22 protein-coding genes, 1 tRNA gene and 2 rRNA genes are annotated in these 25,798 nt (G+C 49.6%); 13 read left to right on the top strand and 12 right to left on the bottom strand.

Features of this window, described 5'->3' with window-relative positions:
• Positions 1-504, top strand: a 23S ribosomal RNA gene (locus Q0231_RS02025); the annotation flags it as partial.
• 159 nt (positions 505-663) lie between these two features.
• Positions 664-779: ribosomal RNA gene (gene rrf, locus Q0231_RS02030) — 5S ribosomal RNA — on the top strand.
• Positions 780-1,225: 446 nt separating this feature from the next.
• On the opposite strand, the gene Q0231_RS02035 is transcribed toward rrf, so the two are convergent.
• Complete coding sequence (locus Q0231_RS02035) at positions 1,226-2,440, bottom strand: MFS transporter (RefSeq protein WP_269395024.1); 1,215 nt, start codon at positions 2,438-2,440, stop codon at positions 1,226-1,228.
• A 303-nt stretch (positions 2,441-2,743) separates the two neighbouring features.
• Here Q0231_RS02035 and Q0231_RS02040 point away from each other — a divergent pair, with 303 nt between their 5' ends.
• Positions 2,744-3,673, top strand: a complete 930-nt coding sequence (locus Q0231_RS02040; RefSeq protein WP_299344435.1) for a pirin family protein — start codon at positions 2,744-2,746, stop codon at positions 3,671-3,673.
• A gap of 165 nt (positions 3,674-3,838) precedes the next feature.
• A complete protein-coding gene (locus Q0231_RS02045; RefSeq protein ID WP_269395022.1) occupies positions 3,839-4,483 on the top strand; it encodes a nucleotidyltransferase family protein in 645 nt (214 codons plus the stop codon).
• On the opposite strand, the gene Q0231_RS02050 is transcribed toward Q0231_RS02045, so the two are convergent.
• From Q0231_RS02050 to Q0231_RS02085, 8 genes are all read right to left on the bottom strand, one after another.
• Complete coding sequence (locus Q0231_RS02050; protein ID WP_299344439.1) at positions 4,451-5,578, bottom strand: DNA alkylation repair protein; 1,128 nt, start codon at positions 5,576-5,578, stop codon at positions 4,451-4,453. The two genes, Q0231_RS02045 and Q0231_RS02050, sit on opposite strands and share 33 nt — an antisense overlap.
• A 3-nt stretch (positions 5,579-5,581) precedes the next feature.
• The gene (locus Q0231_RS02055; RefSeq protein WP_299344442.1) at positions 5,582-6,079 is read right to left on the bottom strand and encodes a lysozyme inhibitor LprI family protein; all 498 of its coding nucleotides are present in this window, start codon (positions 6,077-6,079) and stop codon (positions 5,582-5,584) included.
• A 3-nt stretch (positions 6,080-6,082) separates the two neighbouring features.
• Entirely contained in the window at positions 6,083-6,760 is a 678-nt protein-coding gene (locus Q0231_RS02060; RefSeq protein WP_269395019.1) for a DUF599 domain-containing protein, read from the bottom strand.
• A gap of 71 nt (positions 6,761-6,831) precedes the next feature.
• On the bottom strand, positions 6,832-7,572 hold the full coding sequence (locus tag Q0231_RS02065; protein WP_299344447.1) for a hypothetical protein: 741 nt from the start codon (positions 7,570-7,572) through the stop codon (positions 6,832-6,834).
• Complete coding sequence (locus tag Q0231_RS02070; protein ID WP_299344450.1) at positions 7,569-8,273, bottom strand: hypothetical protein; 705 nt, start codon at positions 8,271-8,273, stop codon at positions 7,569-7,571. The genes Q0231_RS02065 and Q0231_RS02070 overlap by 4 nt, the downstream gene beginning before the upstream one ends.
• Entirely contained in the window at positions 8,270-9,115 is an 846-nt protein-coding gene (locus Q0231_RS02075; protein WP_299344453.1) for an ABC transporter ATP-binding protein, read from the bottom strand. Before Q0231_RS02075 ends, Q0231_RS02070 begins: the two co-directional genes overlap by 4 nt.
• Before the next feature lie 3 nt (positions 9,116-9,118).
• Positions 9,119-9,727, bottom strand: coding sequence for a TetR/AcrR family transcriptional regulator (locus Q0231_RS02080; RefSeq protein WP_299344457.1), 609 nt, complete (start codon positions 9,725-9,727; stop codon positions 9,119-9,121).
• A gap of 575 nt (positions 9,728-10,302) precedes the next feature.
• Positions 10,303-10,896, bottom strand: a complete 594-nt coding sequence (locus tag Q0231_RS02085; protein WP_299344460.1) for a TetR/AcrR family transcriptional regulator — start codon at positions 10,894-10,896, stop codon at positions 10,303-10,305.
• A gap of 98 nt (positions 10,897-10,994) precedes the next feature.
• Between Q0231_RS02085 and Q0231_RS02090 the strand changes: the two genes are divergently transcribed.
• Positions 10,995-12,029 carry an alpha/beta fold hydrolase gene (locus Q0231_RS02090; protein ID WP_299344463.1) on the top strand — a complete coding sequence of 345 codons (1,035 nt, stop codon included), beginning with the start codon at positions 10,995-10,997 and terminating at the stop codon, positions 12,027-12,029.
• A gap of 3 nt (positions 12,030-12,032) precedes the next feature.
• On the opposite strand, the gene Q0231_RS02095 is transcribed toward Q0231_RS02090, so the two are convergent.
• Positions 12,033-13,073 (bottom strand): aldo/keto reductase, encoded by a 1,041-nt coding sequence (locus tag Q0231_RS02095; RefSeq protein WP_299344466.1) that lies wholly within the window; start codon positions 13,071-13,073, stop codon positions 12,033-12,035.
• A 222-nt stretch (positions 13,074-13,295) separates the two neighbouring features.
• Between Q0231_RS02095 and Q0231_RS02100 the strand changes: the two genes are divergently transcribed.
• From Q0231_RS02100 to hrpB, 3 genes are all read left to right on the top strand, one after another.
• Positions 13,296-13,372 (top strand) — tRNA-Met (locus Q0231_RS02100).
• Between the two features lie 98 nt (positions 13,373-13,470).
• Positions 13,471-14,331, top strand: coding sequence for a lysozyme inhibitor LprI family protein (locus Q0231_RS02105; RefSeq protein ID WP_269395011.1), 861 nt, complete (start codon positions 13,471-13,473; stop codon positions 14,329-14,331).
• 83 nt (positions 14,332-14,414) lie between these two features.
• On the top strand, positions 14,415-16,877 hold the full coding sequence (gene hrpB, locus Q0231_RS02110; protein ID WP_299344469.1) for an ATP-dependent helicase HrpB: 2,463 nt from the start codon (positions 14,415-14,417) through the stop codon (positions 16,875-16,877).
• A gap of 66 nt (positions 16,878-16,943) precedes the next feature.
• Here hrpB and Q0231_RS02115 read toward each other — a convergent pair whose 3' ends face one another.
• Positions 16,944-19,352, bottom strand: coding sequence for a methyl-accepting chemotaxis protein (locus tag Q0231_RS02115; protein ID WP_299344472.1), 2,409 nt, complete (start codon positions 19,350-19,352; stop codon positions 16,944-16,946).
• A 235-nt stretch (positions 19,353-19,587) separates the two neighbouring features.
• Between Q0231_RS02115 and Q0231_RS02120 the strand changes: the two genes are divergently transcribed.
• From Q0231_RS02120 to Q0231_RS02140, 5 genes are all read left to right on the top strand, one after another.
• Entirely contained in the window at positions 19,588-21,000 is a 1,413-nt protein-coding gene (locus tag Q0231_RS02120) for a sigma 54-interacting transcriptional regulator (protein ID WP_299344475.1), read from the top strand.
• Between the two features lie 262 nt (positions 21,001-21,262).
• A complete protein-coding gene (locus Q0231_RS02125) occupies positions 21,263-22,339 on the top strand; it encodes a TRAP transporter substrate-binding protein (RefSeq protein ID WP_299344478.1) in 1,077 nt (358 codons plus the stop codon).
• A 69-nt stretch (positions 22,340-22,408) separates the two neighbouring features.
• Entirely contained in the window at positions 22,409-23,017 is a 609-nt protein-coding gene (locus tag Q0231_RS02130) for a TRAP transporter small permease subunit (RefSeq protein ID WP_299344481.1), read from the top strand.
• A 2-nt stretch (positions 23,018-23,019) separates the two neighbouring features.
• Positions 23,020-24,387 carry a TRAP transporter large permease subunit gene (locus tag Q0231_RS02135; RefSeq protein ID WP_269395005.1) on the top strand — a complete coding sequence of 456 codons (1,368 nt, stop codon included), beginning with the start codon at positions 23,020-23,022 and terminating at the stop codon, positions 24,385-24,387.
• 15 nt (positions 24,388-24,402) lie between these two features.
• Positions 24,403-25,203 carry a 3-hydroxybutyrate dehydrogenase gene (locus tag Q0231_RS02140; protein ID WP_299344486.1) on the top strand — a complete coding sequence of 267 codons (801 nt, stop codon included), beginning with the start codon at positions 24,403-24,405 and terminating at the stop codon, positions 25,201-25,203.
• Here the strand turns inward: Q0231_RS02140 and Q0231_RS02145 are convergent.
• Positions 25,200-25,798, bottom strand: a 599-nt coding sequence (locus Q0231_RS02145; RefSeq protein ID WP_299344489.1) for an APC family permease, incomplete at its 5' end; no start/stop codon positions are given. The genes Q0231_RS02140 and Q0231_RS02145 overlap by 4 nt on opposite strands.

Below are 25,798 nucleotides of genomic sequence, written 5' to 3' on the forward strand. Positions count from 1 at the left end.
TCATAGTGATCCGGTGGTCCCGCGTGGAAGGGCCATCGCTCAACGGATAAAAGGTACGCCGGGGATAACAGGCTGATGATGCCCAAGAGTCCATATCGACGGCATTGTTTGGCACCTCGATGTCGGCTCATCGCATCCTGGGGCTGGAGCAGGTCCCAAGGGTTTGGCTGTTCGCCAATTAAAGCGGTACGCGAGCTGGGTTTAGAACGTCGTGAGACAGTTCGGTCCCTATCTGCCGTGGGTGTAGGAATGTTGAGAAGAGTTGCCCCTAGTACGAGAGGACCGGGGTGAACAGATCTCTGGTGGACCTGTTGTGGCGCCAGCCGCATAGCAGGGTAGCTATATCTGGACGGGATAACCGCTGAAAGCATCTAAGCGGGAAGCCTCCTTCAAAACTAGCATTCCCTTGAGAGCCGTGGGAGACCACCACGTTGATAGGTCAGGTGTGGAAGCGCAGCAATGTGTGAAGCTTACTGATACTAATAGCTCGATTGGCTTGATTGTTCTCATTAATCAATGCCCGTAATACACCAATACCAACAACATCATCCTAGGCATCAAAACCTAGAAAATATGTTCCTGTATTACATTTGCAAAAATGTAGCGAATATGGTTCGTAAAGAACCAAACAAATTTAACTTCACAGCTTTTGTTTTTTGCTGACTTGGTGACTATGGCGAAGCGCCCAGAACTCGATCCCATTCCGAACTCGAATGTTAAATGCTTCAGCGCCGATGGTACTTTGTCTTAAGGCACGGGAGAGTAGGTCGTCGCCAAGTCTGCTAAAAACAAAAGCTAGCTCTTTACGAAATATAATTTAAAAAAACGCCCTCCAGTGAAAGCTGGGGGGCGTTTTTGCGTGCAACAGGGGGGAAATGGGGCTCAGTTTAAGGAACGCGCACTTCCTTTAAACGGGTTTAAGACCTGCCTCGAAGTTATCCGTGGTTTTGGTCTGAACGCCTGTCGCGGACCCTTCCACTGAGCACCCTACAATATGAAATCGAGTGCTAGTGGACTTAGTAGCTTTGCCGTTGTGAACGGCTGATTTGATTGTGTGCTTCTACTGCTTTTTGCGCGTTGCCGCGTCTATGTTGCTTGAGTTCTAATTTTGTCTGAGAGGTTGAACTCATCATCCGCACGTAAGCCTACAAACTTGAACCACAATTGAGCTTGGAAACCCGTGTTGGTTTAAGCCTCAGGTTTCCAATATCTGTAAGACTTACATTCAATGCTGTGCTTGCGTCTTGGTGTTTGTGCGCACATTCGCCGCTAAGCCGTAAAGACCGGCCACTGAAACTGCGAGGCCCGCCATTACCATCCACATGGTGAAACCACCAAACTGATGCAACAAGAAGCCGCCAACCACCGGGGCGGTTACAAAACCCATAGAGGCTAAAGAGGCCGCGCCGACATAGCTGCCTTTAAGGTGCTCTGGGGCCATACGATCAATAATGATGTTAAGGGTGGGGAAGAGGATCGTTTCACCTATGCTTAAGACAAACATCGCGCCGATAAGCCAATAGGTCGGGGAGGTAGGCACAAACGCAAATCCCAAAAAACCGAGGGCAAATAAGACGACACCGGCCATGGCTCGAACGAGAGGGCGCACGTTCTCTAAAAGTTTGAGGAAAGCGAATTGGAAGATGATGATGGTCGCGCCATTTACAAAAATCAGCGTGGCATAGAGGGTGGTCAGGTTGAGCACGCTTTCTTGACGCAAATATTGAACAAGGCCGGCATCAATTTGCCCATAGGCGATGTGTGAGATGAGCGTTGCTGCGACGAACAGCATGAAGGCCTGATCTTTGCGCAAAACCCCCAAGGCGTCGCCAAAGCGCATGGCTGTACCTGCTTTGGTTCGCTTTATCGGTCGCTCCACCCGGAAAATGATGGCGGCAATGACAAAGTAGACGACATATAGACCTGAAACGATCAAGAAGGTGGATTGCTGACCTGTTGCCCCTGCAAAAGTGCCCAACAGTGGGCCGGTGGCTGCCCCGATATTGAGGAAGAAATAGCGCATATGCAGCGCCATGTCTTTGACTTGGCGGTCTTCCACCATATCGGTCATAAGGGCGCGACCCGGGCTTTCCACCATGCCGCGGCCAAAACTTTGAATAACGGTGCCGGCAAATAGCCACCACAAATGATCCGCGACACCCAAAATGAACATGGAAATAATATTGATGGCCAATCCAGCCAAAATGATCTTTCGACGGCCAATGATGTCTGAGAGGAAACCTACGTAAAAACCGAAGAATACACCCACGGCTGCAGACCCGGCGAGAAATATGCCGATTTGAAATTCGTTCAGACCGAATTTTTGATGCAATAATATGGCAAGAAACGGCCAGACCATAAACAGCACGAAGCGCGAAGCAAAAGTGGCTAAAATGATCAACCAAATGGTTTTGTTAAAATGGCGCACCGCGGCAAACATGGCCAAAGTCCGATCGGTTTGATGATGACGTTAGGGGCGTTGAAAACGCGAAGGATGGCGACCAAATCAGTCGCGCTTAATATGTGAGAAATCTTTAAATGGCGCAATAGTCAGTTTTGCGCGATGCGCCGATCCGCAAGTGTCGAGGTTGTAAATCATATTTTGGCAAATTGATCGGTTCAATCACCTCATATTAGGAAAAGACTGTTTCCAATTGTTGGGTTATTCTTGCTGATTGTACAACTATATTGAACCGATGAATGGGGCGGCGCATGGACCGCCCATCAACGTCGGGAGACAGATATGTCTATTCGTCCAGTTAAGAAAACAGTTTTGGCAAAGCCTACAATGGAAGGCGCGGGGGTGAAATTGCACCGCGCATTTGGGTTCCATGAACCGCGTGAGTTGGATCCGTTTTTGTTGTTCGATGATTTTCGCAATGAACAGGAAGAAGATTTTATCAAGGGCTTTCCTTGGCATCCACATCGGGGCATTGAAACAATCACCTATGTGCTTTCTGGCACTGTGGAGCATGGCGATAGCCTGGGGAATAAGGGTGAGTTGAATGCAGGCGATGTGCAATGGATGACCGCAGGGTCGGGCATTATGCACCAAGAAATGCCTAAGGGTAATGCCGATGGGCAAATGCACGGGTTTCAGCTCTGGGCCAATCTGCCCGCGTCAATGAAAATGACGTCACCACGCTATCAGGATGTAGAAAGCAGCGATGTCCCCACTATTGTTGATGATGACGGCACGTCGGTTCGCGTTGTTGTTGGTGATTTCTGGGGAAAAAAAGGCCCGGTGGATGGCATTGCAGCTGACCCCCAATATTTGGATATTTCGGTGCCTGCCGGGGTGCGCAAAACCTTCAAGGTGGATACCTATCGCAATACGTTTGCCTATGTTTTTGCAGGGGCTGGCAGCTTTCGAGATGCGTCAAATCCGGTTGGGGTGTTGACCGAAAAAGAGGTGGCGGGCGAAGAATTGCACATTCGCGATTTGAGTGGCGACCGCACGCTTGTCTATTTTGACACGGGTGATGAGGTGGTGGTGCAAGCTGGTGATGAAGGCGTGCGCTTTTTGCTGATTTCGGGCAAACCTTTGCAAGAGCCGGTCGCTTGGCACGGGCCGATTGTGATGAACACGCGCCAAGAATTGATTGAAGCGGTGAACGAATTGCAGGCGGGTACATTCATCAAACAAAGCGGCGCCAACTGGCGTGAACAATAAGTCTTGCGGCTCCGGATATTGCGTATATGCACATATTCAGAGCCGTATTCGATGCTTGAAATTCTGATTGGGAATCAACGCAGTTAGATTTTTCAAGAGTAGAAATGAAGCAAAAAGGAAAAAAGTTCGCTATATGTTCTGGTCTTGTTGTGGCATATGAGGGCTATGAACCATTTAAGATTTTGCGACTTGCCATTTGACGAACAAAGCTGCGCGCTTAAGGAAATCATCCGCTCCTATCCTGAATTGATGGATGTGTTGGCGCGCGCACGCGACATGGATTTGCCCGATCATTGGATTGTGTCCGGTGCTATTTACAACAATGTTTGGAACTATCTCACCGAGCGCCCCTATATGCACGGGGTGAAGGATGTGGATGTTTTCTATTTTGATTCCAAAGACTTGAGCTATGAGGCCGAGGACAAAGTGATCAAGCGTGCGGATGCGGTTTTTGCGGATTGTAATCCACCGGTTGAGTTGCGCAATCAGGCACGGGTGCATCTTTGGTACAAGGACCATTTTGGTCAGGACTATTCTCCGCTTGTTTCCGCGGAAGAAGGTATTGATCGCTTTGCGTCAATCACGCATGCGGTTGGGGTGCGTTTGCGGAAAAACGACCAGTTGGAGCTTTATGCGCCCTACGGGTTGAACGAGATTTTTTCGTTTCGGATCACCCCGAACTATGTGCTGCATAACGAAAAAACGCATATCGAAAAGGGAGTGCGCGCCCTGCAACACTGGCCTGAACTGACCATTGTGCCATGGGACGCTCAGGCGCTAGATTTCAAGGATAAACGGCAAGCTTCCTAACGATTTTCCATTGGCAAGAATTTCGATTTTGTGGCTACCAGGATAAAAGGTGCGCGTGGTTATGGGCTTAATCATGTGCGTCTTTTTAATTTTTAGCACGTCGTGTGGCTTTAGGGTACCCGTTTTCAGCTTGAACACTTTTGGTGCCAAAGTCCCATTGGCTTTCATAAAATGAATGGCGTAATCCAATATGATTGGCTGCGGTTTATCGCTTTTGTTTTCAATGACAAATTGAAACACTAAGGCTTCACCCAGTTTGACTTTGTCGCTTTGCACTTCGAAGTCTGAGAACCTAGCATCAAGCGCTTGGTAGCCAAGGGCTTCAAGCGTTGGCTGATGACCCTGTTTGATTAAGGTGCGGCAGGCATGACGAACCAAACGTTCCCGATTTTTGGTCGCGCCTTTGAGCCAGTCCTTTGCAATCTTTGCTACCAAGTCGGGTTGGTTTTTGGCAATGTCGTTTAGGTTATTGGCCACAGATCTGCGTACATATTCTTCCGGGTCGTCTTTAAGCTTTTCCAAAATGTTTAGAACGGGCGTTGGGTCCTGAACAAATGCTTGTAGGCGTATGCCCCAAGGCAATAGGGGGCGACACCCTTCAGAAGCGAGGCGTCTAACGTGCGCGTTCTTGCTTTTTGCCCATTTGGCGAACTGGCGCATAGCACCTTCTTGGTTAGCTATGATGAACGGGCGCACCGCAAATTCTGCGCTGAAGCGTTTGGTCAGCTCTTCTAAAACATCAAAGCTGGTGGTTGGGTTGTTCAAACCTACTTGAGCCACAAAATCGGCCATGGGCATAATGGCAAAACCTGAAAGCCCGCTGTCTTGTTCTTGTGTAGTGCCCCCATCAATTGGGGCTTGTGACCCTAGTGTTTGAATGAGAATAGGGCCGGATACATCTATTGTATTTGGTAGAGTTGCAACCAATGCGTCGCGAATTTGGTTGGATCGTTGTTTGAGTTCGAGATTTTCAAAATCAGCACTTGCGAGGGCAATAAATTTGTCTTGATCAAAGGCGGGGTAGGCGTTGCACAGCAACGCCCCCATTTTTTCAATCAGCGGAATATTGAAGAAATTCTTGAACGGTTCGGGCATGGATTACATGTTGGTCCAGTCAAGATAACCAGCAAGCGCAATCGCGCGGTTGGCCGTTTTGTCGAGCACGCAACCGGTGAAAAATGTGGTGCGGATTGTGCCTTCTTTCCAATAGTCATAATTGAAGTCACAGTCTGTGTCCCGGAAAGTGATCCAAGCCCTTTGTGCGTCGCGCAATTTGCTAAACTGTTCAGCGGATAGGTTTGCTTTGAGATCTTGATAAAGAAAGTTGAGATAGCTGTCCCACCAGGCATTTTCGCGCATGGTGCATTCAGCCATGCCTACAGTGGAGGAGCCGCCGGGTGCTTCCATGCAAACGCGCGATGCAGCGCCAATGCATTCACGCAAGGAGACGTCATCGCCAGAGCTTTGGATATCGTGCACGGTTTCAATGCATTGTTGCATTTGAATTTCGTCTTCACTGGTAAAATCGTCTGCGACGCTGGCGCTTGCAGGGATAAGAAGAACAGCGGCGGCAAGTGGCAACAGATATTGTTTCATGCTTCAGTCCTCGATCTGGGTTGTGCTGCTGGGCAGTTGCGAAATGGCGCGTCGAGCAGCTGAAAAATATTCGCGATAGATGATAAAGCCAATGGTGCCCACGGCCATGACAATGCCCACAGTGCTTGAAAGGAACCAACCAACGTTCGCGATGGAAAAATAGTAGGCGCGAATGCCTGAATTAAAGTGGCGCGCCCCTTGGGTGTTCAAATTGGCCATGGCCCGCACTTCTGCTGGATCGGCGTTTGTGGAATGGTCCGCTGCGCCCATCAAAATGCAAAAATGATTGAAGTGGCGCAACGACAGGGTAAATGACAAAAAGGCCATAACGGTCATCACCAGCATCACCACAAAGTGGGACTGATAGTCAAAATCTGTGTAGACATCACCCCAGCTCAAAGACCGAAGGGTGGGCAAAAGTTCGTTTAATTGTCCGATGACGGCGAACATGGCCAGAATGAGCAACACCGAAGTAGAGGCGAAAAATGAGACCGCGCTCATGATGTTGCCGGTCAAAATGCCGTCAATTGGGGTGTCGCGCCGCACAGCATTTTGTACCCAGCGCAGCCGCTGGCGCGCCATAAGGGCGGACATTGAGGTGCGTCGGGTTTCAATCGCCTTGCTCAATAGGCCATAGAATGCCCAAAAAATCAGCGGCAAAAATGTTGATAACAATGTCATGTGTAAGCGATTTCACTCCCCAGTTGCACCAATAATAGCGCAATTGGGGGGCTTGGCGAGATGATAATTTGTCAAAGTTTTTCGGTACGCTGCACAGCGGTTTTCAGCAACCATGCAAGAACAAGGATGTGCACAACAATTGCCACTGCCAGAACGAGCGCAGTTGGCAGGTAGCTTTGTGGGGAGAGCGCAAAAATCTCACCTATCCAATAGCTCGGAAAGAGCCCACCCATCAGTCGCCAAGGCGAAGGAATTGCAGCGATCACGGGGAAGAGCATTAAAAGGTTGAGGAGCTTGGACAATGCAAGCCCTTCAACCTTGTTCCCGGCAAGGGAAAGCAAAGTAAGCGCGACAATTGCCGTTTCAATGGCGACAAGAAGGGCGGCGAACAGTTGGGTGCTAGTTGCGTGTTCTGGGTATATTTGTATCACGCCAAAAAGCCCGAGCATGCCGCCAATCGCGCTAGCGATGGCAAGGCGGTAGCTCATAAACCCAATTTTGCCGACCGATGTTGTTTCGATGGCGAGCAAGGTATGATCATCCCGATCTTCAAGCAGCAAGAAGCCCGCGACCCACCCCACAAGCGAGGCTGGCAACAGCAACGCCATTGGGGCGATATATGCGGATAAATTTGGAATTGAGAATAACCCAATGCCCAATTGGTCCAACTTGGCACTATATGCGGCAAACAAGGGGGCAGGCACCGCGCTTAACAAAGTCGCCAGCAGTAAAATCGGATCGCGCGAAAGATTTTGCGCATCACTTTTGAACAGTAACCAGAACCTTTTTACCGCTGATTGTTGTTGCATCATGGTTTTGATCCTAGTTCCTGTTTAAGGAAATTTGCGCTCCCAATGAAACAGACCGTCGCGGCCACCAAGCAACCAAGGGCGCAAATTCCTAAAACTGGAAATGCTGTTGGTTCTGGGTCAAAAGCGACGAGCAGAAGTTTGAGCTGGGCGACAGGCGGGATTGCATAAACAAATAGTGGCAAAGGATCAACAATCAGCAGCGCCGCGGGTGCCACGAGCGGTGTGATGATGGGCACTGAACCAATGAGATAGCCGCTGACGGTTTTGAACTTGAGGGCAGCGATAGCCCCTGCGGATATGAACATAATGGAGGTGCAAATGGTGGCGAAAATCACAAGCGCGGCATTGTGCCATGCCAATTGCGCGGCGACTGAAAGCACGCAAACTGCTGCCACAGCCACAATGGTGAGGCTGATGGATTTTGCCGCGAGATATAGCGTGGCTGAAATGGGTGACATGGCTAGTGCCAGGCGCACATTTTCGCTTTTCTCGAGCATCATCAAGCCGCCCAAAAAGAAGAAGCCAAGCACGGCCGGGTCAGAGTAAATGATGATCGCGATCACCCAGTGGGGCAATGCGTCTTGAGCAACAAGAATGATGGTGGTGTATAGCCCAATAACAACAGCATAGGCTGCGATTATGCGATATCGCCATTGCAGCTGAAAATCTGTGAGCAATAGTTTTACGAAAGGGCCATTCATTGGTTCACAACCTTGATGAAAACCTCGTCAAGGCTTGCCTCTTTGGTGTGTAAACTCAAGATATTATCGTTGTGCATGAGTTCAAGGAATGCTGGATTGCGTCCAATATTGGACATTGGAAATTCGTGATGTTGTTGGGCCGATTGTGTGCCGGTTATAACTTCCAGCGTGCGGCTGCCGAATTTTCGTTTCAGCTCAGATGGTGTGCCCGTTAAGGGAATGGTGCCTTGATGCAAAAAAGCAATCCGGTCGCACACTTCGTCGGCTTCTGCCATATTATGCGTGGTCAAAAAAATGGTCTTGCCTTCTGACTTTAATCTTTTGATGAGATCGCGGGTAAGGCGCGCACGTGCCGGATCTTGCCCCGTCGTTGGCTCATCTAGAAATAAAAAGTCGGGATCGTGCAATAAAGCGCGGCAAAGGTTGAGCCGCATTTTCATGCCTTTTGAAAAACTTGCGACACGTTTGTCGGCATCGTTGGCAAGGTCAACAAGCGACAGACAATCGATTATTGGCATGGTGGGTACATTGTATAGCGCGCCGAAAAGCTGCAAATTTTCGCGTGCAGTTAGTCGCTGATAAAGGGCGGGCAATTCAAAACTAACGCCGATGCGGTCATAAAAGCTTCGATCGATTTGTGTGATGGGTTGGCCAAACATTTCCACTTTGCCCCCATAGCCATTTAATAGGCGCATGAGGATGCTTTGGGTGGTGCTTTTGCCCGCGCCAGATGGTCCCAAAAGGCCAAAAACTTCGCCTTTTGAGATGCGAAAGTTGACGTCTTTGAGCGTTTGAGTGGTTGCTTTTGGGTAGGTGAAACTCAGGTTTTGAACGTTGAGCATAACTTATGCCCCTTTGTTTGAAAGTTTGAAATGCAACAAGTCATTTAGGTGGGCCAAGGACGCATCAAAGGATTCAACGGGCAGCAGACCGGCCTGCATTATTAAGCAAAAGATCAACACCGAGATTTCCGCCATTGTGTTCAATTGGGCAGAAGTGCAGTAGCCCCGACTCTGCATTGTTTTGGTGAGATCAGCAAAAAAGGCAAAGTCGCCACTTTGGTGCTTGGCCATTTGTTCTGGCCCCATTTTTCTGGCCAAATGCTCTATTTCGCCCGGTTGCAGCATAACGCCGATAAATGGGTCAGTTCTGATGGCATTGACGGTTATGTCAAAAAGACCATCAATCAGGCCTTTCTCTTCGCCACTAAATGTTTCGACGAGTTGTCTCATCGCGTCGCGATAAATGCGTTCGCGCTGCTCAACAATGGCTAAAAACAACTGCTCTTTGGTGGCGTAGAAATTATAAAATGACCCCTTTGATATGCCTACGGCGCGGCAAATGTCTTCAATTCGCGCAGCCCGCAGTCCACGTTTTGAAAACTCAAGGTTTCCAACCTCACAGAGCGTTGCCATGATTTGTTTGCGTTCTTTTTCGCTGAAGTGTTTGGCCATTGCGCGTGCTTTTTCTCGTTACTCAATAAGGTGCGATGTTTTCACCGCGACAGTCGGTGTGTTGCATTCTTGTTTTGCCATTTGTTTTTTGCTCTTTCATTCATGGACTTGGCGGCACGATGTCTGGCGCAAACCTGTCAGCTTGTTTGAAACGTTTCAAAATTCGCAGAACACTCTTTTCTAGAACCCTTTTCACTCAAAACAAGACCAGCACATGAGGGGCGTTTTCATGCGCACAAAACAATCACATCGGAAGTTATGAGTCAATGACCAAATAAATCACTTGGTCATTGGTGGGTTATAGAGAGTGTTGATGTGTGGCTTTTTTGGGGAAGTGACTAGGCCAGTCTTAGGTGGGTTAAGTAGCAAGTGGCAGGGGAGATCCTTAGGGGGCGCTGGGTGAGAGTGCTCGCTGTGGGGTGTATATGTTGCCTTTTTCAGCCCATCAAAGCTTGTTTGCTCGGCTTGTGGCAATTTGCCGAAATTGAGTGTCAGGCTGTTACGGATTGAGTTACTTCTTGCCGCGATAGCGGCCAGTCAACGCATCGCGCCGCCATGGTGCGAGGTGGAACGCCCTAGGCAAACAGGGCATCAATGGTTTTACAAAGGGCGTTGGTGAGTTCTTTTTTTGAAGGGGTGGCAGCAGAGGCCGCGCGCGCTGTTATGCCGTCAAATAGTGCCAGCAGGCAAAAAATGGCGCCTTCAATATTGGCAGTTTTCACTAAGGTGCCGCGCTCTTGCGCGGTTTGAAATATGGCTGATAGGTCGGTTTTAAATTGTTCTTCGACGGTTTGGAACGCGCTATTTACCTCGGGGTTTCGCGTGGCTTCGCTGCTGATTTCAATCATTAGGCGGGCAAAATCTTTATCAAGGAGCGTGTCAAGAACATCTGGCAGAGCATTTTTCAGTCCACGCACAGGGTTCTTAAGGGGGCGCAGGAAGTCGATCAGCTCCAAGTTTTGTTCGTGTTCTTGGGCGGCAATCGCTTCGATAATAGCTTGCTTTGACGGGAAATACCGATAAAGCGCGCCCGGGCTAATTTTGCCCGTTTTGCAAATGTGGGCCATTGAGGCATTGTGAATGCCTTTTGCGATGAAACACTTTTTTGCTGCCGCAAGAATTTGTTTTTTGCGGGTCTTGTGTAGCTCTTCGTTTTTGGTGCGGGCCATTCGGATATCCAATGATCAGAGCGATAGTTCTAAAATAGAATTGCGTTCGTCTCAAGTTGTGTTATTAAGCGAATGACTGTTCGTTAAATGAGGGCGTTATGCGTTTTAAACATATTTCACTTGGGGCTGGGGCTATTTTGGGTGTCGTTTTGTTGATGCTGACCTTTTTGTTTTTGCTTCCTGATCAGCGTTATTCAGAGAATGATTTCCGGTTTGACTTCCGGGGTACCGAAATTGCGGGAAAGCTGATCTTGCCGTTGGTCTCAACAAACGACCCCATTGACTGTTTGGTATTTGTGCATGGGGACGGGGCCATGTCTTTTGATGGCGGCGGCTATATGTTGCCGTATTTTTCCCATTTTGCACAAAAGGGCATGTGCGCGCTTTCTTGGCATAAACCGGGGGTCGACGGCGCAGAGGGCGAGTGGTTGGACTATTCGATGGCTGACCGGGCAGCATTGGTTGAAGCTGGGGTTGCCGCCCTGCGCTCAAACAGCGTGCAGCCCATCGGGCGGGTTGGTTTGATCGGGTTTTCCCAAGCCGGTTGGGTGCTGCCTAAGGTTGAACCAACAAAGAACGATATTGCGTTCTACGTGTTTGTATCGCCGGCGGTGAATTGGATGGAACAGTCTGCCTATATGACCAATTTGCGAAACAAAAACACGACCCCGGATTTAGTGAAAGTGCGAAACAACCAAGCCATTGATGAACTGGTGCTGGCAGGAGCGCCTTATCGTCAGTTCGAACAATATGCTGCAGAGAATAAGGAGATCGACAAGGAGGAGTTTTCGCCAAAAAGGTGGGCTTTCATAACCAAGAATGCCCGATCAGATTTATCCCAAGAAATTGGCCAGCTTAAAGATGTGCCCGTGTTGTTGTTGACCGGTGCGCGGGATGGGCAATTGGATGCGGTAAAAACGGATGCAACGTTTAAAAAGCTGTTGGGCGAAAAACTTGTACGCCACCAATTTGAAACGGCCGGGCACAGCATGATCCAAGTTGACCAACGCAAACCAATGGATGGTTTTGACGGGTTTTGGGTTTTGCTAAAGGTTGGCTTTATGGGCCAAGATGCATTTGTTGAGGGGTATTGGGCGGCAATGGATGAGTTCATCGCCGCCGTTTTGAATTAAGGGCTAAATCGGGCGCGGATATTGCACATAGATTTGTTTGATGCCCTCTAGCACGTCCTCACTGAGCACAATGTCTTTGGCGTCGATATCGGTTTTCAATTGTTCCATATTGGTGGCACCAATAATAACGGAGGTCATGAACGGGCGATCAAGGGCAAACTTTAAGCCCATTTGGCAAACGTCCAAACCGTGTTCTTTTGCCAATGCCATATAGGCGCGGATGGCGGGTTCAGATTGGGGAGAGTTACGGTAGGTTGCACCCTCTGATAATTCGCCCCGTGTGCCTTTGGGGATTTGCCCATCCAAATATTTGCCCGACAAGGCGCCCGCTGCCAACGCCGAATAGGCAAGCAAGCCAACATTTTCGTGATGGCTGACCTCGGCCAAATCGTGATCAAAATAGCGGCGTAGCAAGCCATATTCGTTTTGAATTGACGCCACTCGCGGCAGATCATTTTGTTCGGACAAACGCAAATACTGCATGGTGCCCCACGCAGACTCATTGGATAGGCCAATATGGCGGATTTTTCCGTCGCGCACCAATGCATCTAGGGTTTCAAGCACCTCAAGCATGTTGGAAAGCTCGGCTTGGGTGTCTTGCGAAAACGGGTCAAAATCATGGGCATTGCTGAAATGATAATGGCCGCGGTTTGGCCAATGCAATTGGTACAGATCAATATAGTCGGTTTGCAGCCGTTTCAGGCTACCTTCAACCGCTTTACGAATGGAGCTTGCGTTGATCGGGCTGCCATCGCGAATCCAGGGCACGCCTTCGCCGGCAATCTTTGTGGCTAAAATGACTTTGTCGCGGTTTCCCGAATTTTTGAACCAGGTGCCGATATATTGTTCGGTAAGTCCGTAGCTTTCTGGGATGGTGGGTACAGCATAGAGTTCGGCTGTATCAAAGAAGTTGATTTCCCGATCCAGTGCGTAGTCCATTTGTTGATGGGCTTCTTGTTCAGTGTTTTGTCGGCCCCAAGTCATGGTGCCCAAGCATATCTCAGAGACCTTTAATTCAGTGCGGCCAAGTTTGTTGAATTTCATCTGATGTCTCGCAATTTGGTGAGGACGCACAACCTAGCCCAAAGCCCCCCTAAGACACAAGATTGGACCGGCTCGAACGGGCCGAAAAAGTTTTTTTCAGTTTTATGTCATTAAGGGTTCACATTCAGATCAAAGCACCCTATATAGGCGCTGCACCCGGTAATCATCGGGCACAAAACGACATGGTCGTTTTCTTCAAGACAGTATCTGTCTTATTTTTGGCGCGGGGTGGAGCAGCCCGGTAGCTCGTCAGGCTCATAACCTGAAGGTCGTAGGTTCAAATCCTACCCCCGCAACCAAAAATTCCATAAATCTTCCAGTTCGTTGCTATTCTTTCAGCAAAATGCTCATGTCAGGCAGCAATCTATTTTGGTTGTTGAACGGGTGAGGAAATTTGATGTTTCGAAATGTTTGTGCTGCCTTGGTTGGGTTTGTCATATTGGTCTTGGGAAGTGCTTCTCCCAGTGTTGCAGTAAACTGTGATGCATCCAAAACAACTTCAGAAATGCAGGTTTGCCAAACGGCCGCTAAAGTTAGTGCGATTGAAAAAATTCGGGCTGCTTATCAAAATGCGCTTGTTGGGTTGAGTGAAGATGATCAGACGTTGCTTTTTGAAACGCAAACAGCATGGGACACCTTTAGAGATAAAGAGTGTGTTCGCCTGTCTAAAATCGTTAGCGAAGGCACGATGCGCAGCTTGGCGGAATTGTCTTGCATAATCAAAATGACCACAGAACGAGCAGATGTGCTGAACACAAACCCACTTACCGGTGAAATTGTTGAACCAGCTGTTGTGCAGGAAAAATCCAGTTTGGATGTGACTAGTCCGGCGCGCGAAATTTTGGACCTCGCCAACGCGCACTTAAGCGGTCAGTCCTCGGAGTCATATTTTTCGAACGATCGAATTGATCGTCTATATAGCGCTGGCTTTGTTGAAAAATATAAAAAAGCGGCGGCTTCGATGGCGGCCAAGGGGTACTCTGTCGTTTTTGATTACGATGTAATTATCCAAGCCCAAGATGGGTGCCCCCTTGAGAACCTGTCGCTTAAGACTTTTCCAAAGAGTGGGCAAACCACGATCGTGATGGCGACGTTCCAATCCAAAGCCTGTTGGGATAATTCAGAACAAAATCAAGCCTATTCAGAAGTGCGCTTTGAAATATTGGAACAGAATGGACGGGCGGTAATTAATGACATTTATGTTGTCGTTGAAGGCGGCGCCTATATGTCGGTCCAAGAGGAAATGGAAAAGTTTTGAGTAAGAACTCCCATCTCTAAGTTGTTTTGATTGGGGCGCCAACTTTGCTTTGCAGCGCGCACGATTTCCAATATGAAGAGTGAATGAAAAAGGTTCTCTCCTCCCTGCCCATCGATGATGTGCTGGACCAACTTTCCACAACGTTGAATGAGCAGGCTTTCGCTATTTTGGTTGCAGCGCCAGGTGCTGGTAAAACCACGCGTGTGCCGCTTGCTTTGCTCGATGCTGAATGGCGCAACGATGGGCGTATCATAATGCTCGAACCTCGACGAATTGCCGCTAGAGCCGCAGCGCATCGTATGGCGCAATCGCTGGGCGAAAAAGTTGGCGAAACTGTTGGCTACCGCGTGCGGCTAGATACGCGCGTGAGTGCAAAGACGCGCATAGAAGTGGTCACCGAAGGGGTTTTTACCCGCATGATCCTTGATGACCCCGAACTCAATGGAGTTGCGGCGGTGATTTTTGATGAGTTCCATGAACGCAGCCTTGACGGCGATCTTGGACTGGCTTTGGCGCTAGATACTGCCATCTTGCGACCTAAATTGCGCATTCTCATTATGTCGGCAACACTTGATAGCGCGCAAATGTCTAAGCTGTTGGCAGATGCACCGCTTATTGTCAGCGAGGGGCGCGCATTCCCTGTTGAAACGCACTATGTGCCGCCAAAGCCAAATGTGTTTGTTGAAGACCATGTGGTGTTAACGGTGTTGAACGCACTACAAGAAGAGCATGGCTCGATCTTGGTGTTTTTGCCCGGCCAAGCCGAAATTCGCCGGGTTGCTGAGCGGCTTTCTTCAGCGGTCTCTGACACTATAGACATTGCGCCGCTCTATGGACGATTAACACCTGAGCAGCAAGATCGGGCGATCGCACCCGCCGTTGAGGGGCGACGTAAAATTGTAATTGCGACATCAATTGCGCAAACTTCTTTGACCATTGAAGGTATTCGCATTGTTGTTGATAGCGGCTTGGCGCGGGTGCCGGTTTATGAGCCAGCGACCGCTTTAACACGGCTTGAGACCCGCACGATTTCGCAAGCGGCTGCCACCCAAAGGCAAGGGCGGGCCGGACGAACCCAAGACGGCGTTTGTTATCGCCTTTGGAGCAAAGGCCAAAATGCAGCACAAGCCGCATTTGATACGCCAGAAATTTTGGCCGCCGACTTAACTGGTTTGGTGCTCAATCTTGCTAGTTGGGGCGTCACCGACCCAAATCAAATGCAATTTGTTGATCAGCCGCCTGCGCCTGCATGGGCAGAAGCTGTTGCGCTGCTAAAGGATTTGGATGCGCTGGACGAGCGTGGACAGATCACTGATCATGGCCGTGCTTTGGTGGGGTTGCCCCTCCACCCGCGCCTTGCGCATATGGTGCATCAAGGCAAAACCTGTGGCAACGCCCAGCTGGCCGCTGACATTGCAGCGCTTGTTTCGGAACATGGACTTGGTGGCGATGCGATTGATATCGAAGAGCGTTTGCGCATTTTTTTGTCAGATCGGAGCCCCCGGGCGACGGACGCGAAGTCTTTGTCAAAGCGATGGGCGAAAGAGGTTGGCGAAGGCGGCAAGCAAACGCGTGAAACGAGCGTTGGACAATTGATCGCTTATGCTTATCCGGATCGCATCGCGCAGGCCGCTGGTCGCCCCGGACGTTTTCGGCTAGCAAATGGGCGCGCAGCTTCATTGCCTGCAACTAACCCGCTCGCGCAGCAAAAGTTTTTGGTGGTCACTGATATTACCGGACAAGCTGCAAATGGGCGCATTCGCGCGGCTGCAGGAATTGATCTTGTAGAGATTGAAGAGAGTTTTTCGGCTCATATAGTTGAAGAAACCCGCTTAGAGTTTGACACTCAATCCCGCCGCGTTCGCGCGCGCCGTGTGCGGGCGCTCAAGCAGGTTGTGTTGGCCGAAGCGCCTGCCAAAATTGAAGATCAAGATGCTGCAGCAGCCGTTCTTTGCACGGCGATAAAGGCGTTGGGGCTAAATGTTTTGCCATGGACAAAGTCACAATTGGCCATTCGAGCGCGAGCGAATTATTTGCATCAAACGCTTGGTGCGCCTTGGCCCGATCTTAGTGACTTGGCTTTGCAAAAAGATGTTGCAAGCTGGTTGCAGCCATACCTTTTTGGGGAAACAGCCATTGCCAAAATCTCCCCGCAAGTTTTGGACAGTGCGTTGTTGGCTTTGTTGCCGTGGGGCATGAGAAACCAGATGGATGAGTTGTTGCCCACTCATTTTGAGGTGCCCACGGGGTCTCGCATTGCGATCAACTACGCGCACGAAACCGCCCCTGCGATTGAGGTGCGGGTGCAAGAATTATTTGGTCTTTCCAAGCATCCAAGCGTTGCTGAGGGTAAAATTCGATTGTTGGTCATACTGTTGTCGCCCGCGCACCGCCCTATACAGATGACCCAAGATTTGCCCGGATTTTGGCAGGGCTCATGGGCCGATGTGGCCAAAGATCTAAAAGGGCGATACCCGCGTCATTTCTGGCCGGATAATCCTGCCGCAGCAAAAGCGACCTCGCGCGCGAAGCCACGGGGGAGTTAGAGGCGTTTGCGTTTGAGCGGAGCCCTGTGCATTTGATCGGGGCCCATCGGATTATTGAAAGGTGGCTTAGCTCGCCAGCTTGATATCAACTGCATCTGGACTTGTGTGCTGTTCTTCTAAAATGAAAATCTCAACTATTTGATCAAGAGCGATTGCTTGCTCTTCAGTTTGTTCGATTGCCGTGTTGGTTTCTTCCACCAGTGCGGCATTGTGTTGGGTCATTTCATCCATTTGCCGGATCGCTGAAGAGACCTCGTCAATTGAAGAGGCTTGGCTTCGGCTTGCTATTGAAATCTCCACGACCAAGTCACGGTTTTCTTGCACCGCCGCTAGCATTTCTTCTATTTTTTTAGATGCGTCGGCAACGAGTTGTGTTCCATTGTCTACCTCTGATGAACTCTGTTCAATCAGTGCTTTAACGTCTGACGACGCTTCAGCTGCGGACTGTGCCAGCCGACGCACTTCAACCGCAACAACGGCAAAGCCTTTGCCTGCTTCGCCTGCCCGGGCAGCCTCGACGGAGGCGTTTAACGCCAGCAAATTGGTTTGGAAAGCAATGTCATCGATCATGCCGATAATATTTGAAATTTTGGCCGATGAAGAGGTGATGCGTTCCATTGCGTTGGTTGCGTTTTCCATGACCTGGCCGCTGCTTGTCGCAATTGTGGCGGTCAGCGCAGTTTTTTGTTTTGCATCCTCGGAGCGGCGGGCGTTTTCGTCCACCGCCGTTGAGAGCTGTTCCATCGCCGCGGAGGTTTGTTCGATTGCGGAAGCTTGGCGGGTTGTGCGATCAGCGAGATCATTGGACCCGGTTAGGATTTCGGATGTCGCAGCTTTTAGACCCCGCGAAGTTACGCGCAATTGGCCAACAATTTCACAAAGTTTTTCAGCAACGTCATTGGTGTTGGATTTCAGTTTATGAAATGCGCCTTCATATTGTCCTGTAACCCGCTTTGAAAGGTCTGCTTTTGAAAGCGCTGCAAGAACTTCGCCCGTTTCGTTCAAGCCTCGGTCAACTGTAGCAACAAGGTCGTTTACGCCCTGTGCGAGATGGTTGAGTTCCTCATCGGGGAATTCTGCGCTGACCCGCTTATCGAAAATACCTGCGCTTGCCGCACTGACAACATTACCAAAGGCGGCTTGTAGTTCTTGCATCATTGACGCTCGTTCAAGCTTGCGCAAATTTTCAGCTTCAACCTCCTGGGCAGCGTTGGCCTCCATTTTGATTGCATTGTCCTTAAACACCAGAACAGCATTTGCCATTTTGCCAATTTCGTCTGCACGATCAGTTTGTGGGACCTCTGTCTCTAATTCGTTTCGCGCAAGAGAGCGCATAGCTGTCGTAAGTCTGGCAATTGGATTGGTGATTGAGCGCGATATTGCAATGGCTAGCCCTGTTGTAATGAGCATTAGGATTAGTCCGGACATCAACATGAAGTTGCGTAAGGCGACAATGCCCATGCTTGCCTCTTGTGTGCCTTGCATGGCAATAACGGCCCACTTGGTGGTGCCAAACTCGATCGGCGTTGCCGCTACCCGGGTGTCCACGCCCAGTTGGTTTTTCCAGTCGCCGACAAAAGTGTTTCCAGCAAGACCCGCTTTGGCGGATTCGCTTTCGTTTGAAGTAGTTAGAATATCATTTTCGGGTGTAAAGCTGCTGTTATTTCTAAGCAGATAATCTTCACCAACAATTATGGTTTCACCGGTTTCGCCAAGACCTGTTTTCTCATTCATAATGTGGTTAATGCGCCCTATAGGCATTTGCATTGCTGCAACCCCGATTTGTTTTTCGTCCATGTAAACCGGTGAAGACATAAAGGCCGCAGGCGCATCAAAGCTTGGGGAGTAGGGTTTGAAGTCAAAGAAGTTGATTGTGTTGGGTGCTTGCTTTAGCGCAGCTCTAAAAGCCTTGCCCAAATCTGTATTCTTCCACTCGTCGCCGCTATTGGAAAAATTCGTCGCAAAGTCGGCTTCCTTAAATACGGAGTATACTAGCTCGCCATTCATGTCGAAAAGAAAGATGTCGTAGTAGCCTTTGGTCTCCAATAACTCTCTGAAGACAGGATGAAATTGGCCATGGGTCGTATCGTATGATGTTTTTGTCGGCGCTTGATCAAGTAAATGCTTTTCGCCAACTTTGTTCTTGTTGTCTGTTATATAAGCCCTTTTTAGTGTGGCATTTGCGCTTGACCCTAACTCTGCATAGTTCGCGGTAAACTCGGCCAGAGCGGTTGCCGTCTGTGGATTGCTGGAGAACAGTCTTAGATCGTCCTCCAAGTCATACAGATAGTTTTCAAGGGTATTGGCGCGGCTTTTTGCAATGGTCTCAAGCTTGTTGGTAGTCGTGTCCATCAGCGCGGAGGATGCGGTGGACAAGCTAATGCCACCCATAATCAATACGGCTGAGAGCGAGATGCCAGCAAAAGCAATTGGTAATTTTGTAGAGAGGCTTAAGTCTTTAATTGATTGAAACATACTTGCACCATTTTCAGAAATGGCCAGATGACAGTTTGAGCAAAAAAATGTTTTTGTTTCTATTATTGTCGAATGCGCCAAACAGCTCTGGCAAAGAAAAATACTAAATATTGCTTTTTTATACGGATTAATACCTAACCTATTGTTAAAGGCGAAAATCGGCAAATGTGCAGGTTGCGCCTGTTGATGGTGTCCCTACAATGCGATCAACTCAAAAACTGGTTGTAGTTGCAAAATGAAAAATGATTTCGGTGATATCCCGTTTAGCCCGCAAATGTTGCAAAGCCTTTTAAGAGAAATGGGCGGCGGGGCCATTGCAATTGATGCGCTGGGGCATATCATTTGGATCAACAATAATTACCATAAAATGTTGGGTATTCCCAAGGGGATAGATCCACGCGGGCGCGACATTGAAGAGCTTATTCCTGAGAGCCGGTTGAAAGAAGTGGTGCGCACGGGAAACTCGATTTTAATCGACATTATGAATTTTGATGATCAACAATTTGTGGTCAGTCGGTTTCCATTAAAAGACAGCGAGGGCGTTGTTGCGGGTGCCATTGGGTTTGTGCTGTTCGACAAAGTTGGGCCCTTGGCTCCGTTGATGAAGAAGTTTGAAATCTTGGGCAAACGCTTGAGTTTAGCTGAGCAAAAATTGGCTCAAGCCCGCCAAGCCAAATATAGCGTTGCGAGCATTATCAATCGGTCGCCAAAAATCGATAAGGTGAAAGAGCAAACCCGCGCGGTGGCGCAACATGATAGCCCGGTGCTTTTGCGGGGGGAAACGGGAACGGGCAAGGAGCTGTTTGCCCATGCCATTCACAATGCGTCGGCTCGGCGCTCGGGCCCATTTGTGGCGCTTAATGTGGCAGCAATTCCTGAGGCTTTGCTGGAGGCTGAGTTTTTTGGGGTGGCGCCGGGCGCTTACACTGGGGCCAGTGATCGCCAACCAGAAGGCAAATTGGCATTAGCGCGGCATGGCACCTTATTTTTGGATGAAGTGGGGGACATGCCCTTGGCCTTGCAGGCAAAACTGTTGCGCGTTCTAGAAGAAAAAGAATTTGAACCTGTTGGGTCAAACATTATCCAGCCCGTTGATGTGCGCATTGTGGCTGCGACTTCGCTTGATCTAGAGAGCATGGTGAAAAAGGGCACGTTTCGGCGAGATTTTTATTATCGGTTGAATGTGCTCAAGATTGATATTCCGCCTTTGCGACAACGCATCGAAGATGTGCCGGTGTTGTGCGACTATTTCCTTGAAGAATTTGCGCAGCGCGCCAGTGAGCCATTGCGCCTGATGGCGGACAGTGGGGTGCAACATCTGATGCGCTATGATTGGCCGGGCAACGTGCGCGAATTGCGCAATGCGATCGAGCGGGCTTGTGTTTTGTCCAAAGCCCAGGTTCTGGGGGCTGACGCATTTGAGGAAATACTGCCCGCTGATGATGTTTCGTCGCCGAGCAAAGCACCTTATCAAGAGCCGGGCATGGACGCAGCGGATAATCTACCATTGCAAATTGCACAGCTTGAGCGGCGGGCAATAGGAGATGCGTTGCGCATATGCGCTGGGCACAAGGGCAAGGCCGCCAAGCGGTTGGGCATTTCGCGTTCTCAGCTTTACGATAAGCTCAAACTCTATGATTTGTCGTAAAGTCAAACATAATTGTATGTTTTTCAAACGATGCGCATTTTCTCATTCATTTCAAATAGTTGAGCCTAGTTTTTATCCATTTTGTGTGAGAACAACACATTTTTCAAGCGACATAATCTTGTCCCATCATTGGTATAACTTGCTGAAATAATTACACTAATCCCTTTTCGGAATTGTTGGCACGGCCATTGCAATGAAATGGTGTGGATCGCGCACGCGAAATTTAACAGCGTGCGGTCATTTCCATTAAAGGGAGGAATAAATGGATCGTTCTAATTTCAAAAGTGTTGCGCAAAAAATCGCTGCACCTGCCTTGGCTGCATTGGCAATGTCAACAGCTGTTCTGCCAACCCAAGCTGGTGAGCCGCTGCGTTGGCGTGTGCCGGTGGCGTTTGGTACACATTTGCCAGCGCTTGGCGACAATATCAATTATGTGGCTGAAGCACTTGATGCGGCAACAGCGGGCGAAGTGCAGTTCAAAGTGTTTGAACCTGGCAAATTGGTGGCACCCTTGTCGATCACTGAAGCGGTGAAAGACGGCAAAATGCAAGCCGGTTACACTTGGCTTGGTTATGATCAGGGCCGCATTCCATCTGCCCCTTTGCTTGCGGCGCGTCCGTTCGGCATGGAGCCTTGGGAATATACAGCTTGGTGGTATGAAGGTGGTGGGCAGGCGTTGGCTGAAGCCGTTTATGCTGAGCACGACGTGCATCCAATTTTGTGCGGTATTATTGGCCCCGAAACTGCTGGTTGGTTCCGTAATGAAATCAAATCACTTGAAGATATTGATGGGCTAAAAATTCGCTTTGCGGGTCTTGGCGGCAAAGTGATGCAAAAACTTGGTGCGTCTGTAACGGTGTTGCCCGGTGGTGAGATTTTCCCCGCGTTGGAAAAAGGTGCCATTGATGCGACCGAGTTCTCCATGCCCGCGATCGACCAATTGCTGGGTTTTGATAAGATCATCAAAAACAACTATTTCCCCGGTTGGCACCAAACTTACACAGCCTTCCATTTGGTTGTGAACGCCGAGCTTTGGGCCAGATTGCCAAGCGATCGCAAAGCGTTGATCGATATGGCTTGTACTGCTGGTGTAATTCGCAACCTTTCAAAAGGTGAGGCCATTCAAGGCGCCGTGATTGCTGGTTTCCCTGAAAAAGGCGTGACCGCCAACACATTGCCCGAAGAATTGCTGCGCGAGTTGCAGGTGATTACGCAAGAAGTGTTGGAAGAAGAAGCGGCAAATGACGAGCACTTCAAGACCATCTATGAGTCTCAAGAAGCTTTCTCTGCGGACTACAAGAATTGGAAAAGCCTCGCGTACCTACCACGCGATTTCTAAGCGCACGCGTTCTTAAAAACAGTTGGTCGTTGAGTTGTGGGGAGGTCTGCTGTTCGAGCAGATATGTAAATGACAATTAAAAAAGATCTGGACCATCCAGAACATATGCTCGAAGAGCCGGGCCATGCCTATGGCGAGTTTTTGCCAACAACGGCTTTTTCAAGAGTTACCGATCGCGCCTTGCGTGCGATCGGCCATGGTGTCAGCTGGGTTTGGCTGTTGCTGTTGGCCACCATCGTGATCAATGTTGTGTCGCGCTATGTCTTTGGCAAAGGGCGCATTGAGTTTGAAGAAATCCAATGGCATTTTTATGCAGTTGGGTTCTTGGTCGGGCTTTCCTATTGCCTGACCACAGACGATCATATTCGGGTTGATGTGATTGCTGAGGTATTCTCCAAAAAGGTCAAAACATGGGTCGAAACGTTGGGTATTATTTTGCTGCTGATCCCATTTTTGGTGTTTGTAATTATCTACGCTGTGCCGTTTTTCACCTACTCATTGTCGATTAATGAGGTCTCAGGGTCGCCCGGTGGGCTGCCCGCTGTGTGGGCCATCAAGTCTTTCCTCATCATCGGCTTCGTTTTGCTGCTGTTTGCGGCTCTGTCGCGGCTCAGTCGGGCGGTTGCCTTTTTGACCGGAGGCGGTGAAACGCTACCGCCTCAAGATGGAGGGCGATGATCATGGAAATCAATGAAATTATCTGCATTTCGATGTTTGCCTCCTTTATTCTTTTGCTGTTCACAGGCTTTCCCGTTGCTTGGATTTTGGGTGGCTTAGCCGTCGCATTTACCGCGCTGGGTTGGTATTTGGGGGCCTTTACGAATGTATTGGCCAATAGTTTTTTCTATGTCGATTGGGCCTACAGTTCTGCAACAGTCGACCGGATTTGGGACGTGATGCACAATTGGGTGCTGGTTGCTTTGCCTATGTTTGTATTCATGGGGTTGATGCTTGACCGCTCAGGTTTGGCGTCCAAATTGCTTACGGATTTTGCCAAGCTTTTCGGCCGGGTAAGAGGCGGGTTGGCGGTAACCGTTGCGCTGATCGGTATCTTGTTGGCGGCATCGACGGGGATTATTGGTGCCTCTGTTGTGCTGTTGTCGGTTCTTGGATTGCCGGTGATGATGCAAGCGAACTATTCAAAGTCTTTTGCCTCTGGCGTTGTTTGTTCGGTGGGCACTTTGGGCATTCTTATCCCACCATCCATCATGCTTGTGTTGATGGCAGACCGGTTGGCAATTTCGGTGGGCGATTTGTTTTTGGGCGCATTGATCCCAGGTATTTTGCTGGGTTCAATCTATATCATTTACATCTTGGTGGTGGCGAACTTGTTTCCAAGTGTTGCACCTGCGCCAAAAGATGTGGAGCCGATTTCGGGCAAGATGGTGTGGCGTGTGTTTGTGGCGGTACTGCCGCCTGCAGGGCTTATCCTTGCGGTTCTCGGCTCAATTTTTGCGGGCATCGCCACGCCAACCGAAGCATCTGGCGTTGGCGCATTTGGCGCGCTTTTGTTGGCGCTATTTGCGGGCAAATTGAACTATAAGGTTTTGATGGAGGTGTGCCGCGAAACCACCAAAACCACGGCGTTTATTTTTGCTATCTTTTTGGGGGCGACTGCGTTCTCGCTCGTGTTCCGTGGTTTTGGCGGAGATGAGTTGATTGAGGGCGCTTTGCTTTCGCTTCCCTTTGGGCCAACGGGGATCATTATCACCATTCTCTTTTTCACCTTTTTGCTGGGCTTCTTTTTGGATTGGATTGAGATCACCCTGATCATTTTGCCGCTCGTCGGTCCGGTGGTGGCTGGTTTGGGTTTTGATTTGGTGTGGTTTACCGTAATGTTTGCCGTGTGCCTGCAGACGTCTTTTCTCACCCCGCCGGTTGGCTTTGCTTTGTTCTATTTAAAGGGAACAGCGCCTGCCGGCATTAGTGTTCGTCACATTTATGCAGGTGTGTTGCCGTTTATTGGTTTGCAATTGCTGGGGCTTGTGCTTGTCTTTGTGTTTAAAGATCTGGTGACGTGGTTGCCTTCAATTGCATATGCAAATTAGCGGCGGAATAAAACGATGACAGTTTCTATGTTGGATGGGTACAGCGGGCTAAAGGGCAAGCGCGCGCTGATAACCGGTGGCACGAGCGGCATTGGCCTTGGTGTTGCCACGCGCTTAAAAACGCTGGGTGCTGATGTGGTGATAAATAGCCATGAAAGCCCAGCTCAGGTGGCGGCTGTGCTTGAGCAAGTGAACACCCTTGACGGTCCAGAATTGGTGTTTGCCCCCGCGGATATGTCGGATCATTCATCCTTTGACGATTTGCTCGGGGCAATTGGTGCCGTGGACATTTTGGTCAACAATGTGGGCATTCAGCATGTGCAAGCGATCGCGGATTTTCCGGACGAAAAGTGGCAGCAAATATTAAACATCAATCTTTCTTCCGCGTTTTATCTGACCAAGCGTGTTTTGCCCGCCATGCAGTCGCGCAACTGGGGGCGCATCATCAATGTTGCTTCGGCCCACGGGCTGGTGGCTTCGCCTTTCAAGTCGGCTTATGTGGCAGCAAAACATGGGATATTGGGACTAACCAAAGCAACGGCGTTGGAACATGCTGAACACGGCATCACCTGCAATGCAATCTGCCCGGGATATGTTTGGACCCCATTGGTTGAACAGCAATTGGCAGACCAGTGCAAAGTGCATGGTATGAGTGAACAAGACGTTATTCAAAACATCATGTTGCAACCTCAGCCCACCAAAAAATTTGTTCAGATTGAAGAGGTTGCAGAACTTGCCGGGTTCCTTTGTGGCGATCTTGCGCGCTCAATCACGGGTACATCTTTGTCAATTGATGGGGGCTGGACAGCGGGTTAGAACAGGGTTGAAATTTGATTGATCAATTCAATGATCAACAACCCAGCAGATAAGGCCGCCCCAAGCAAACCAAGATATTTCCAACGTTGCAGGCTCGGGTCTGATTGTTTTCGGTTGCCGATGCGCCAAAGGGAAATATTGACCAAGGTAAAAACCGTTAGAATGACGGCGGCGGTGGTGCGGGCCAAGCCGCCAAGTGGGAACGTAAGCGCCAGAACGGTAATCAATACGGCGACACCAATGGTTGCGCGAATTGGGGTTTTTAGTTTTGGGTGCACATGGGACAAGCCTTGCGGGAGCATGCCCTCTTTGCTCATGCCAAAAATCACCCGCGCACCCATAATGATTTGCACCAAAATACCATTGACCATGGCAATGGTTGCCGCTGCCGCAATCAACTCGCCACTGCCCCCGGTAAGTTGCGCGTACAAGGTGGCCAAAGGTGCTTTGGAGTGAGCGATGGCGGTCGGATCAGGGGCGGACACCGCAACAAGCGCCACAAGTGCGTAAATGATGACCGTGATGATCAAAGTGGCGATGATGGCGAGTGGTACATTGATGTGTTGATTTATGGGTTCTTCTGCCATGTTTTCAA

Source organism: uncultured Maritalea sp. (genome assembly GCF_937139385.1).
Classification (GTDB): Bacteria; Pseudomonadota; Alphaproteobacteria; order Rhizobiales; family Devosiaceae; genus Maritalea; species Maritalea porphyrae_A.

Excerpts from the sequence above, each read along its gene's own strand:
- Q0231_RS02085 (WP_299344460.1), bottom strand. The coding sequence starts at position 10,896 with ATGGCCCGCACCAAAAACGAAGAGCTACACAAGACCCGCAAAAAACAA.
- Q0231_RS02095 (WP_299344466.1), bottom strand. The coding sequence starts at position 13,073 with ATGAAATTCAACAAACTTGGCCGCACTGAATTAAAGGTCTCTGAGATA.
- Q0231_RS02090 (WP_299344463.1), top strand. The coding sequence starts at position 10,995 with ATGCGTTTTAAACATATTTCACTTGGGGCTGGGGCTATTTTGGGTGTC.
- Q0231_RS02080 (WP_299344457.1), bottom strand. The coding sequence starts at position 9,727 with ATGGCCAAACACTTCAGCGAAAAAGAACGCAAACAAATCATGGCAACG.
- Q0231_RS02140 (WP_299344486.1), top strand. The coding sequence starts at position 24,403 with ATGACAGTTTCTATGTTGGATGGGTACAGCGGGCTAAAGGGCAAGCGC.
- Q0231_RS02075 (WP_299344453.1), bottom strand. The coding sequence starts at position 9,115 with ATGCTCAACGTTCAAAACCTGAGTTTCACCTACCCAAAAGCAACCACT.
- hrpB (WP_299344469.1), top strand. The coding sequence starts at position 14,415 with ATGAAAAAGGTTCTCTCCTCCCTGCCCATCGATGATGTGCTGGACCAA.
- Q0231_RS02040 (WP_299344435.1), top strand. The coding sequence starts at position 2,744 with ATGTCTATTCGTCCAGTTAAGAAAACAGTTTTGGCAAAGCCTACAATG.
- Q0231_RS02045 (WP_269395022.1), top strand. The coding sequence starts at position 3,839 with ATGAACCATTTAAGATTTTGCGACTTGCCATTTGACGAACAAAGCTGC.
- Q0231_RS02130 (WP_299344481.1), top strand. The coding sequence starts at position 22,409 with ATGACAATTAAAAAAGATCTGGACCATCCAGAACATATGCTCGAAGAG.
- Q0231_RS02120 (WP_299344475.1), top strand. The coding sequence starts at position 19,588 with ATGAAAAATGATTTCGGTGATATCCCGTTTAGCCCGCAAATGTTGCAA.
- Q0231_RS02125 (WP_299344478.1), top strand. The coding sequence starts at position 21,263 with ATGGATCGTTCTAATTTCAAAAGTGTTGCGCAAAAAATCGCTGCACCT.
- Q0231_RS02115 (WP_299344472.1), bottom strand. The coding sequence starts at position 19,352 with ATGTTTCAATCAATTAAAGACTTAAGCCTCTCTACAAAATTACCAATT.
- Q0231_RS02065 (WP_299344447.1), bottom strand. The coding sequence starts at position 7,572 with ATGATGCAACAACAATCAGCGGTAAAAAGGTTCTGGTTACTGTTCAAA.
- Q0231_RS02055 (WP_299344442.1), bottom strand. The coding sequence starts at position 6,079 with ATGAAACAATATCTGTTGCCACTTGCCGCCGCTGTTCTTCTTATCCCT.
- Q0231_RS02050 (WP_299344439.1), bottom strand. The coding sequence starts at position 5,578 with ATGCCCGAACCGTTCAAGAATTTCTTCAATATTCCGCTGATTGAAAAA.
- Q0231_RS02135 (WP_269395005.1), top strand. The coding sequence starts at position 23,020 with ATGGAAATCAATGAAATTATCTGCATTTCGATGTTTGCCTCCTTTATT.
- Q0231_RS02060 (WP_269395019.1), bottom strand. The coding sequence starts at position 6,760 with ATGACATTGTTATCAACATTTTTGCCGCTGATTTTTTGGGCATTCTAT.
- Q0231_RS02035 (WP_269395024.1), bottom strand. The coding sequence starts at position 2,440 with ATGTTTGCCGCGGTGCGCCATTTTAACAAAACCATTTGGTTGATCATT.
- Q0231_RS02070 (WP_299344450.1), bottom strand. The coding sequence starts at position 8,273 with ATGAATGGCCCTTTCGTAAAACTATTGCTCACAGATTTTCAGCTGCAA.
- Q0231_RS02105 (WP_269395011.1), top strand. The coding sequence starts at position 13,471 with ATGTTTCGAAATGTTTGTGCTGCCTTGGTTGGGTTTGTCATATTGGTC.